Genomic DNA, 12,297 nt, shown 5'->3' on the forward strand with positions numbered 1-12,297 from the left:
ATTGGTTTTTCCTGCGGGAAAATCGACGGAGACGACTTCGGCTTCATGACCTTTCGAAGATGAAATCGAGTATGTCGCACATGAAAACATTATTTTTTTACATGGGATTTTTGATTCTGTTAGGTGCGTGCAAGGAAGAGGAACATCCCGAAATGACACTACAGCAAGCCTCGGCAGGCGAACTGGAAATCCCCTTAGATGGCAGCGTCGCGGAAGACATTCCGATGGATCGAACCATCAGTTTGAAGTTTTCAGAAAATCTCGATCCGGCCACCACCTCTGAATCGGTGATCTTGAAAGCTGAGGGTCAGGTCCTGCAGACGAACGTCAATTTGATCTCAGGTCACACGATTACCCTCCAAGCGCTGGGCGGACTTCAAAGTGGTCAACTTCATCAGCTGGAGATCCTCAGCTCGCTGAAATCATCTTCGGGTGGCAACTTTGGCGGGCAGACACTTTCCTTCAAAACTCAGAGCGGGTCAATGGTTATTACAGATCTGGCGCTAGCAGGTGAGGAAACACTCCCAAATGGAATAATACAGAATGTAGCTGCGGCATTTGAAGCCCAGCTTCGCTTCAACTTTCCTCTTGATCCTGGCAGCATAGAAGCTGCTTTGAAGCTCACCGGCCCAGATGTTCCTCCTTTGGCTTTTGACCTGACGGAAAACCAAACAGTGCTCCAAGTTCGGACTACCATTCCGCTAAGCGACTTGGAGCAGTATCAGCTATCTTTGGACGAAACCCTCACCGGAGTCAACGGTGAATCCTTTTCGGGCTGGCAGCAGGGATTTTACACCGCCGTGGATCCAAATCCGAAATTTCCGCTCCTATCGGACGAAGAACTCCTGACTAAAGTACAGGAACACACCTTCCGCTACTTCTGGGACTTTGCCCATCCGGCGAGCGGCATGGCCAGAGAACGGAACACCTCGGGAAACACCGTGACCACCGGTGGCAGCGGCTTTGGACTCATGGCACTGATCGTCGGCGTGGAGCGGGCATTCATCACCCGAAGCCAAGCAGTGGGGCGGTGGAGTCAGATCATCGGTTTTTTGGAAAAAGCAGACCGTTTTCATGGCGCTTGGCCTCACTGGCTCAATGGAGACACCGGGACGACGATCCCATTTAGCGCGAAAGACAACGGAGGAGATCTCATAGAAACTGCCTTGCTGGTGCAGGGATTACTCACCGTCCAAGCCTATCTCAATCCTGCCGATCCAGTCGAAAAAGCCCTCATCGATCAGATCACGACGCTTTGGCACGAAGTAGAATGGGACTGGTACACCAAAGCCGACAGCGGAGTGCTGTACTGGCATTGGTCGCCAGACTACGCCTGGGAGATGAATCTACCGGTCAGCGGATACAATGAAGCTCTGATCGTCTATGTGCTGGCGGCTTCCTCCCCGACACATCCCATCGACAAAGGAACCTATGATCAGGGCTGGGCAAGAAGCGGCTCGATCCGGAATGGAAAAACATTCTATGGAGAGTCTTTGCCTCTTGGCGTCGACTATGGAGGTCCATTGTTCTTTGCCCATTATTCTTTCTTGGGATTGGATCCCCGTAAACTCCAAGATAAATATGCCAATTATTGGGAGCAAAATGTCCAGCACTCCCTGATCAATCAGGCCCATGCCGTTGCCAATCCAAAAAGCTTCGTGGCCTATTCAGACGCTAATTGGGGATTCACGGCGAGCGACAACCAGCAGGGCTACAGCGCCCACTCCCCGACCAACGATCTCGGTGTGATCACTCCCACTGCAGCTATTTCGTCTTTTCCCTACACTCCCGATGAGTCTATGAAGGCGCTGAAGTTCTTCTACTATTCACTCGGAGAAAGGATCTGGGGCGAGTATGGATTTTATGACGCTTTCAATATCACAGAATCTTGGTATTCTGATTCTTATCTAGCCATCGATCAAGGCCCGATTGTGATCATGATCGAAAACCACCGGACGGGCCTGCTGTGGGATCTTTTCATGAAAAGCCCTGAGATCAAGGCAGGTTTGGATAAACTCGAATTCACCTATTAGTATCCAATATGCATCTGGAAACACTCATTTTCATATGATGATAATTTGTCTTTTAAAAGTCATATAGCCTGTTCCGCCCGCCGCGGCGGATCAGGAGAATCTCGCATATTATAATCATCCGAGTGTGTGACGCCTGAGTCATGCTCGATTTCATCCCTTTTAAAACCCGAAAAACCATGAAAATAAAGTTGAAAAGCCCATCTATTTCGGTTTTTGCCTTGAGCATACTAATCTTCTCGGCATGTACCAAACCAAACGCGAACCAACCCAGCCCAGTGATAGCCAAAGGCTACGACCGCCACGTCGAGCTCCAATGGCCCAAGCAACCCGGCGTCAGCTCCTATGAAGTCTGGGTCAGCACTGAAAACAATGAGTTTACCAAGCGGGCCACAGTGAAGGACACGCTGTACATGGACTTCGTGAATGACCTCGGAAAAAACCTCAAACTCCAATACAAAGTGCTCGCTCTCGACGAGACTGGTGGTTCTTTGGATCTGGGAATCACCAACGCTTCTACGAGGGATTTCTCAGACGAAGAGCTGGTCAATATGGTCGAATATTACACCTTCCGATATTTCTATCAGGGCGCCGAGCCGAACTCCGGTATGGCGCCGGAACGCATTCATATCGACGGAGACTATCCTGAAGATGATCAATCAGTGGTGACAACCGGCGGAACAGGCTTCGGAATTTTTGGGCTCTTGGCGGGGATCGAGCGCAACTGGATCAGCCGACAAGAAGGCGCAGATCACTTCGAAAAGATGGTCAACTTTCTCGAAAAGGCTGATCGCTTTCACGGAGTCTGGCCGCATTGGCTCTATGGAGAGACCGGCAAGGTGAAGCCCTTCAGCCCCAATGATAACGGCGGAGATCTGGTCGAATCAGCCTTTCTAATGCAAGGTCTCCTGGCTGTTAGGGAATTCTACAAAGACGGCTCTGAGCAGGAAAAGGCCATCGCTACCAAGATCGACCAGCTTTGGAAGGAGATGGAATGGGACTGGTACACGCAGGGCGGCAAGGATGTGCTGTACTGGCATTGGTCGCCAGACAAGGAATGGCAGATGAACTTCGCGCTCGAAGGCTACAATGAATGTCTGATCACCTACATCCTCGCAGCCGCATCTCCTACGCACACGATCCCCGCGAGCGCTTATCACAAGGGCTGGGCGAGAAGCGGCGGGATCAATACCGACGTGGAAGCCTTCGGATATAAGCTCAAACTGAAGCACAACGGCTCTGAAGCGATGGGCGGGCCGCTATTTTGGGCACATTACTCTTATCTCGGACTGAATCCCAAAGGTCTCAAAGACCGCTATGCAGATTATTGGGAGGAAAACCGCAACCACACGCTGATCAACCGGGCTTGGTGCATCCAAAACGAAGGCGGGCACAAAGGCTACGGGGAGGATCTCTGGGGTCTCACGGCGAGCTATTCGGTCAAAGGCTACGCCGCACATCGTCCTGCGGAGGATTTGGGCGTGATCAGTCCTACAGCCGCACTTTCCTCGATGCCCTATACTCCGAAAGAAAGCATCCAGGTACTCAAAAACCTATATTACAACTATGGTGAGAAGGTTTTCGGTCGATATGGCTTCTACGATGCGATGAGTCCTGAGGCGAATTACTATCCCACCAGATACCTCGCCATCGACCAAGGTCCCATGGTCGCGATGATCGAAAATTACCGGTCGGGACTCGGCTGGAAGCTCTTTATGGGCGCTCCGGAGATTCAAGCGGGATTGGAAAAGCTGGGATTTGAAAGATAGAAAGTTGGGAGGTTGGAGGTTTGGAAGCAGGGAGTTTGGAGGACGGAGATTGGATATACTGTTCATTTATGAAATGAAGGACGGTTCCTTAGCCTGTCGAAGCATGGCTTCGACAGGCTAATTTCTGATGGTGAACCTCAGAATTCTCTATACGCGGATGGCGAAGGAAGTTATTTTGACGCTCAACCCTTTTTCTTTATCTCAATCAAAAAAGCCGAAAAGACCCCAAGAACCCTTACTCACTGACAATTAGATTTTTACATAAATATAAATCTTGATCTGAACCGAAAATCGGTGTATTTTTTCAGAGATTTTAATGCTGTCAATACGACTCGATACGAGTTTTTTTTCTTTTCATTTTTCACAATAAACCTCACTTCTATGCCAGTACCATTCGCTGCCTACCATGGCGTCACGGGCGCCCAGCACCAAACCAATTTCAACAAGTATTCATCAGCGGGATTTCGGATGATTTCCCTGAGTGTCTACGGATCGTCATCCAGTCCCCGCTATGCGGCTGTCTGGACCAAAGAATCAGGGCCAGCCTATGCGGCCACTCACGGCATCAATGCCGCCCAATACCAGGCATTTTTCAACACCTGGACTGCCAAAGGGTACACGCCGAAGATCCTGTCCGCGACTGGCGCAGGTAGCTCAGCGATTTTTGCGGCTGTCTTCGAAAAGGTGCCTTTCCCGACCATGATCGCCAAGCATGGCTTGACCAAAGCACAGTTTGATGCCGAAAACGCCAGTGCAAAGACCAACAACCTGATCCTGCATACGTTCGCCGCATACGGTTCTTCGTCCGCCCGGCATTACGCAGGGGTTTGGGTTACCAACACCCAGTTTGTAAAATGGCTGGTCTATTCGGATCTCAGCTCCGCAGAATATCAAAAACAGTTCAATGCCTGTATCCAACTGCCTTGGTACAGCCCTGATCAGGTCTCGGTGTTTGAAGACAATCACTACTGCGCGATGTTTACAGACCGGATTAGGGGGCAGGTCGTCGCCCGCCACAACATCAGCCCTTCCGGCTATCAGACAGCGTTCAACACCTACACGCAGACTCAGTTTATCCCGTATCATGTCGACGCGGGTGGACAAGGTAACTCGGCCAGGTTCGCCGTCATGTTCGCCAGCACGCACAAGCCTTTCCCCAGAACCTGGAGAACGCACGGCACCGGCACGACAGCTACCAACGGTTTGGACGCGATCATGCAGGCTTTTATGAAAAAACACGCCATCCGCTATGCCCAACTTTGTCTTGGGAAAGGGGGCGTGATCAAGTACAATAAGGCCTTCACTTGGGCAGAAAGCAACTATAAAACCGCCGCCAATTCCGACCGGTTTATGCTGGCGAGCTGCTCCAAACTCTTCGTACATGCGGCCATCGATGCGCTGATCAAAAAGTACCCGAACTCTATTTCCATGAGTTCCAAAGCCTACGGTAAGCTCGGTTTCAGTAGTCCAAAGGACAGTCGCAGCGATGATATCACAATCAAACACCTACTGGAACACAAGGGGGGATTTGACGCAGATACATATGACTCCACCTATGACATGAGAGATGTCGCCACAGCGCTTGGTCTGACTAAGGCAATCACCAAGACGAATCTGGCGACTTACATGTACAAAAAAAGAAATCTAAAAAACGATCCGGGCGACGAGGAGAACTACTGCAACTTCGGCTCTTGCTTGCTTAGCTTGGTGGTAGAAAAAATCAGTGGCAAAGACTACTTCGCTTTCCTGAAGGCGGAGGTGTTGGATAAGATCGGAGTCACTGAAGTCAAAGTTTGGCCGACAGTTGCAAACACCCGATCCAGCAACGAGGTGGCCACCGAAAGTTCCGGACTTGGCCTCAGTGCAGTTGCCGTCACCAGCGACCTCCAAGTACCCAACGTCTATGGCGGCGATGGGATGATCAAGGAAGTGGCAGCCGGAAGTTGTGGGATAGCCTCATCTGCTCATGCGATGGTTCAGACAATCCGACATCATGCTGTTTGGGGCACCGGCGGACGGGCCAATGGATCGGCTCGCGCCGGTAGTACTCCCGGATCCAGTACCCTCGCCGTAAGTAATGGCGACAACATGGACTGGGCTTACACAATCAATACACGAGAGTTTGTCAAAAAAAACAAAGACGACAATCCATTGAAAGAGCTGGGCGATGCCATCACCAAGTTCCTATCGGACAACAAGGCAAAGATTTAGCCGCGACAGGTCCTATTTACAGCTGCTCTCAGCTTAGCTGTCTAGATCAGCTTAACTCCCCCTTTCGCGGTGAAAAGGGGGAGTTTTTTTTTGCTAGAGTGGCTTCTTTGCTAACGGAAGCCTTCGAGAAAAAAATCCTTTATCTTCATCTTCCTAAAAGCCGAACTCCGCAGTCCGGCCAGTTTTTCTTATCCTATTTCTCAGTTCCCAAGGTCCAACTTTACCGGCCACTCCCTATGAACCTTCGCTACTTCACCTCATTTCCAGCTATTCGACCGCTCGTAGTGCTGATTGCACTCCTATCGTTATCAAACTTCAGTTTAGCTCAAAATCCAAGCGATTTCACGCTTCCTTCTGTGACTGACGACAGCGAGTTTACCCTGAGCGAGGCCGATGGCAAGTTTGTCGCGCTCCACTTCCTGCTAAAGACCGAATGCCCCTATTGCATGAAGCACACACAGGATTATTTTGAGAAAGCCGCCACGCTTCCAGACGTAGTTCAGGTCTTTATCAAGCCAGACACAGAAGCCGAAATCAAAGAATGGGCGGACAAACTGGCAACCGACGACCCGCTCCAATACCCGATCTATCAGGATGCAGGAGCCAAACTCGCGAGTCAATACGCCATTCCTGGCGGCTACTTATTTCACGGGCAGATCGTCCACTATCCCGCGCTGGTCCTGCTGGACAAGGATGGAAAGGAAGTCTTCCGGTACGTGGGAAAAAATAACAGTGACCGCTATTCCTTTGAGGATCTCGCAGCTAAGGTCAAGGAGCTCAGTAAGTGATTCGGATTGGAATATCAAATGCTCCTGTCCGCGGTGACGGATTGCAAGATTGGGAAATCATACCAGCAAGTATCTCCCTGAGCACCTGCAAACAAAAGTCACTTACGCTCCGCGTATCGTAGCTCGCATTCGTAATCAGAGACTTTCCGAAATTGACAGGCTCTATTCGCTCCTGATCGATTCCACCGGGTTGGCCTGTGCGGATCTGAGCGACTGGATCGAGACGGTGGCGTACGCGACAAATAGCGAAACAATTGCAGTCAACACAAAGAACCCTACGGAAATCGGAACCCGATAGGCAAACTGCTCGAGCCACTGTACCATCAGCCAATAGCCCAATGGCAGCGCTACCAATAGAGACACAACTACCATCACGAGAAACTCCGTCGTCATCTTATTGACAATCCCCATCACGGAAGCTCCCAGCACACGACGGATTCCGATCTCTTTTCTCTTTGATTCGGCAGTGAAAATTGACAGTCCAAACAAGCCCAAACAAGAAATCAGAAGCGCCAGAAAAGCAAACAAGCCGAGCAGGTAGCTAATCTTGGCCTGCTGCTCATATTGCAAAGCGATCGCTTCGTCTAAAAACCGGTAGTCAAAAGGCAAACCCTGATAAACGGATTTCCAGCTACTTTTCAATTGGATCAAAAGCTCAGGAGAGATTCCCTGCTCCGTTTTGATCAGGATATGGTTGGTGCCATCGAAAGCAGCATTTTGGGCGGGCAGGTAAACTGTCGGGGGCAAGCTAAACCGGAGATCCCTCGTATGGTAATCTTTCACTACTCCCACGATGTTTCCTTTATAGTTTGAGAAAAGCTCCCCGTTTTCCTCGGTGAATACCCGAAGGTCTGCACCTATTGCCTGCGAGGCATTTTTTCCCAACCAATCCAGCGCAGACTCATTGACGACGATGGCGACGTTTTCCAAGTCAGGAAACCGATCCCGCATCAACTTGGAGACTCCCCGATCCGCACTTTCAGCGATAAACTCCCGTCCGGCCACCATTGGGATTCCCAGGCTTTCAAAATACCCCGCGTCCACATACTGCACATTGATATTTTTGGTTTCCCCCTCTTTAATTCCGGGATAATCCACTGTGGGATTCCAGCCCGTATCCATCCCCGGACGGTCGCTGGTAAATTTAACCGAACTGACACCGGGGATTTTTGACAATTCCTGCTTGAGAAGGTCTCCTTTTTCTTTGGCGAGATTGCCCATCTTCACAGAGATCAGACCATCGGAGTCAAATCCCATCGACGTGTTTCGAAGATAATCATGCTGGTAGTAAACCACCGAGGCACAGAAAACCAACAAGGCAGAAAGCACAAACTGAAAAACCACCAGACTTTTGCGCAGCAAAGACTTGCCTCCGCTCAGGGAAGACTGCTTCAGTATCAGCTCAGGCCGAAGCCCTGAAAGGTAAAAAGCAGGGAAAATCCCCGCCAAAAGCGAAGAACCTATCCAAACCACAAGTAGCAAAAGCTGAAGCGAACTATCACCTGCAAGGTCCAACGGGATGACAAATCCCATCCGTGACTCGATCGTCGGCGTGACGAGGTAGACGATCAGCAGGCCCAATCCGAGGGACACGGCATTGATCAGAAAAGATTCGGCCAAAAACTGGCTGAGCAACTGGCCGCGCTGGGCACCGTTAACCTTGCGAATGCCGATCTCCTTCATCCGCTTGATGGCGCGGGCGGTAGCCAGATTGATGAAATTAATACAGGCCAAGACCAACACAAAGATGCCGATGAACAGAAAAATCACCAATGTCTGACGGGACATCGGCGGCGTCCATTCTCCCTCAAAATCTGCGTTGGTATGGATATTTTCGATAGGTTGGAGAAAATGCACGTAGGACTTTGCCTCCTCGGCATTCCTGTAATTTGGATTGACCTCGGGGATCATCTTGCTGATTTGCGCCGCGTCCGTTTGAGGCGCGGCCTTCACGTAGGTATAAGTCTGAGGCCACCAGAAACTTCCAAAATCAGCTGTGACCGGTATGTCATTGAAAGACTTAAACGTATTCATGGAAGCGACAAAGTCAAAAGACATGTGGGTGTTTTCTGGCAGGTCTTTGAGCACTCCTCTGACTTCAAAAGCAAAGTCGCCGGTGGAAATCAGGCTTTTGCCTATCGGATCTTCCTCTCCAAAGTACTTCTGGGCCATCTCCTCCGTGATCAACACCTGATAGATATTTTCCAGGACACCATCCCAGCTTCCCTTACTCAGCTCAAAGCCGAAGATCTCCTCAAAACCCGGATCCGAAAAAATAAAACGATCCTCGCGGAAACTCTCCTCCGGCGCCGTTCCGTCTGGAGCATACAGGTACGTACTGATTTGGGTCACGCTTACGACCTCGGGGAGTTCCTCTGCAAATTCTTTGCGAAGCATCGGCGCCACTGCCCCACCTGTCCAGGCCCAATTCTGGTTGGAGTTCACCGTCTGAACAACACGGTAAATCCGCTCCGACTCGGGGTGAAACTGATCAAACGATCGCTCAAACTTGACAAAGGCGAGCAAGATCAGGCAACAGGCCAATCCTATCGATAGCCCCAGGACATTGATCAGAGAGAAAGCTTTCTGACGGATTAGGCTCCTCCAGGCGATTTTAATGTAGTTTTTCCACATAGTTTCGTAGGATTGGAAAGTGGTAATGTGGTAAAGTTTTCGAGGGCCAAGCGCCAAAACACTGTCTTGGCCCTCGTAAATCAAAATTCGTAAATCATAAATCTCCTCACTCGCCCTTCAGACTGTCCACTGGATTCATCATCGCAGCCTTGATGGACTGGAAACTCACGGTTAGCATCGCAATTGCCAAAGCCGCCAAGCCAGTCAGCAGATAGTACCACCACTCTACGGTGATCTGGAAGGCAAAATTGGCAAGCCAGCTTCGGGAAAGATAAAATCCGATCGGCACTGAGATGACGATCGCCAGCAAGACTGTCTTGCCGATGTCTTTGGACAGCAAGCTGACAATACTCCAGTCACTCGCTCCCAGCGTCTTGCGGATGCCGATCTCCTTGGTCTTCAACTCAGTCATAAAGGCCGTCAGCCCGTACAAGCCGAGACAGGCGATAAACAAAGCCAAAAACGCAAAAGAAACAATGATCTTAGCGGTGCGCTCCTCGCGCTCATAGTTCCGCTGAAAATCCTGGTCAATGAACGAATAGGTAAATGGCTCGGAGATTTGCGCCGTTTCCCAGACCTTCTCAGCTGCCGCCAAAGCTTCTGAGGTAGCTCCGGGGGAAAATTTCGCAATCAAATAGCCCCCGTTTACTCCATTTCGGAACCCATAGGGTTCAATCTCCCGATGCAAGCTCTGGAAGTGAAAGTCTTTCACCACGCCGTAGATCTCCAGCGTATTCTTTTCCCCACGCCAGTCGTAGTGGATCTTTTGGCCAATCGCCTCTTCCACTCCAAAGCCGAGCTCTTTTACGGCCGACTCATTCAGAATAATCAGTGGGCGGTCTGTCGTCAGCGCCGCGGTGTAGCTCTGTCCCGCAATCAACTCAAAACCCAATGTCTCGATGAAGTCATTTCCCGCATACGAATTCCGGATATGCACGACCTCTTCGACCGTCTTGCCGTCCGCGTAATACAGCATATCCTCGATAGATTCCACGCCAGGATAGGTTGAGGCCATTGTGACGGACTTGAACTGGGAACCTTGGATCAGGCTGTTTTTCATCGTTTCGAAGCTCTCAATAGCCTTTTCACTTCTCAGGGGAATGACAATCTGCTGCTCCTTGTCAAATCCCAAGTCCCGCTTCTGCACAAAGTTCATCTGGCTTTTGATCACAAAAACCATCAGAATCAGACAGGCAGAGATGCAAAATTGGACTACCACCAAGACCTCCCGGAGTGAGATACCGGAGATTTTGCCCATAAAACGTCCCTTCAGGATCGAAACCGGCTTGAAGTTGGACAGGAAAAACGCAGGATAAATCCCGGCAAAAACTCCCGCCAAAACACAGAGCATTAGCGAAGCCACCCATGGAATCCAACTGGCGTGTGCGGTGATTTCCCTGCCGATCATCTCTCCGAAAAAGGGCAAAATCAAGGTCACCAAAGCTGCTGCGATCACAAATCCCAACAAGGCGATCAGGACCGACTCGGTCAGAAACTGTCCAATCAAAGCTCCCCGGTTAGCTCCCAAAAGTTTGCGGATACCCACTTCCCTGGCCCTACGCTCCGAACGCGCCGTGGTCAGGTTCATGAAATTGATACAGGCAATCAGCAGGATAAATAGCGCGATGGTGGCAAAGATGTATAGGTTGCTCAGGTTGCCGGTTTTTCCCAGTTCGTAGTCCGCATTGGACTCAAGATAAATATCCCGAAATGGCTGGAAAAACACGGTCTTAGCGATACCCATCGCCTTCATATCCTGGGTCGCTTTGTCGACAAAGTATTCGTTCACCTTTTGCTCAAACAGCTTAGGATCCACCTCCGGCTTCAGCTTGGCATAGGTATAAAAGATATTGTTGGTGGCCCAGTTGGTCCACTGCTTCACGATGGGTCCAAAGTCCTGATTCTCCAGAGAGAGGAAAAAATTGGCGTCGATATGCGAGTTGGCGAGCTGTGGATCAAACACACCTGTGACCGTATAATCAAACTCTCCAAATGGCAAGCCCACGGTCAAAACCTTGTCGATGGGATCTTCATCCCCAAAGAACTTAGCCGCCAATTCGGTTGAAATCACGATGCCCGAAAGAGTCCGAAGCGCCCGCGCCGGGTTCCCTTTGACCATCGGAAAAGCTACGACATCAAAGAACGTCGAATCAGCATAGTAGCCCTTGGACTCATAGAATTGAAGTACCTCTCCTGATCCCTCATACCTCAAAAGCATCTGGTCCAGCTCTGGAAACTTCATCAACCGCGCAGTCGCTTCCACCTCGTCAAAGTCCAGCGCCAATCCCATGGAAACCGGAGCGGGAGTGCCCGCCCAGTTCGTCCCGTCGACCTTAGTCGCAACCCGCACAATCCGATCACCATCCGGGATCTGCCGATCTACCTGTAGCTCGTCAAAGATGTAGAGTCCGATCAGCATACAGGCCGTAAGCGCTACCGCCATCCCCGAGACATTGATCAGGGTAAGAGACTTGTTTTTCAACAGATTTCTAAGCGATATTTTAGCGAGGTTGCTCCACATGACATGATGGCTTGAAAAGTGATAAAGGCTTGAGTTTGGAAAGCTGCAATAGTTGAGAAATTGTCAGGCGTTCAACTTCCTTCTGATGGATGGAATAGAGACTGACCTCATCTTTTTTGCATCAATTGAAAATCCATTAACCATGCCAGTCAAAATATGGGCAGAAACTCGCATTTGGTCATTTTTGTCGGATAGCGACCGCATTCCCTCGAACATTATTGTGCGCTGGTGGACAAATTTCAACGGTCTTGTCAACCGGTTAAGCAAGCGCTCAGCCAATCCTTTGTCAGCGAAAATCTTATATTTCAAGCTCGCTTCTGATGCTGCAAAATAGTTGAGCCACT

The 12,297-nt window shown here is 50.2% G+C and carries 7 protein-coding genes; 5 read left to right on the forward strand and 2 right to left on the reverse strand.

Features of this window, described 5'->3' with window-relative positions; all coding sequences use genetic code 11:
• The first annotated feature begins 80 nt into the window (after positions 1–80).
• From G459_RS0109735 to G459_RS0109750, 4 genes are all read left to right on the forward strand, one after another.
• Positions 81–2,033 carry a glucoamylase family protein gene (locus G459_RS0109735; RefSeq protein WP_026967487.1) on the forward strand — a complete coding sequence of 651 codons (1,953 nt, stop codon included), beginning with the start codon at positions 81–83 and terminating at the stop codon, positions 2,031–2,033.
• Positions 2,034–2,209: 176 nt separating this feature from the next.
• The gene (locus G459_RS0109740; RefSeq protein WP_051315163.1) at positions 2,210–3,799 is read left to right on the forward strand and encodes a glucoamylase family protein; all 1,590 of its coding nucleotides are present in this window, start codon (positions 2,210–2,212) and stop codon (positions 3,797–3,799) included.
• Between the two features lie 381 nt (positions 3,800–4,180).
• On the forward strand, positions 4,181–6,010 hold the full coding sequence (locus G459_RS0109745) for a serine hydrolase (protein WP_157373303.1): 1,830 nt from the start codon (positions 4,181–4,183) through the stop codon (positions 6,008–6,010).
• Between the two features lie 236 nt (positions 6,011–6,246).
• Positions 6,247–6,798: a peroxiredoxin family protein gene (locus G459_RS0109750; protein ID WP_157373304.1), complete on the forward strand. Its 552-nt coding sequence runs from the start codon at positions 6,247–6,249 to the stop codon at positions 6,796–6,798.
• Positions 6,799–6,960: 162 nt separating this feature from the next.
• Here the strand turns inward: G459_RS0109750 and G459_RS0109755 are convergent, their stop codons facing one another.
• Positions 6,961–9,432 (reverse strand): ABC transporter permease, encoded by a 2,472-nt coding sequence (locus G459_RS0109755; protein ID WP_026967491.1) that lies wholly within the window; start codon positions 9,430–9,432, stop codon positions 6,961–6,963.
• A 106-nt stretch (positions 9,433–9,538) separates the two neighbouring features.
• Entirely contained in the window at positions 9,539–11,953 is a 2,415-nt protein-coding gene (locus G459_RS0109760; RefSeq protein WP_026967492.1) for an FtsX-like permease family protein, read from the reverse strand.
• Positions 11,954–12,038: 85 nt separating this feature from the next.
• Here G459_RS0109760 and G459_RS29825 point away from each other — a divergent pair, with 85 nt between their 5' ends.
• Complete coding sequence (locus tag G459_RS29825) at positions 12,039–12,287, forward strand: hypothetical protein (protein ID WP_157373305.1); 249 nt, start codon at positions 12,039–12,041, stop codon at positions 12,285–12,287.
• The last annotated feature ends 10 nt before the right edge of the window (positions 12,288–12,297 follow it).

It is taken from the genome of Algoriphagus terrigena DSM 22685, assembly GCF_000429445.1.
Lineage (GTDB): Bacteria > Bacteroidota > Bacteroidia > Cytophagales > Cyclobacteriaceae > Algoriphagus > Algoriphagus terrigena.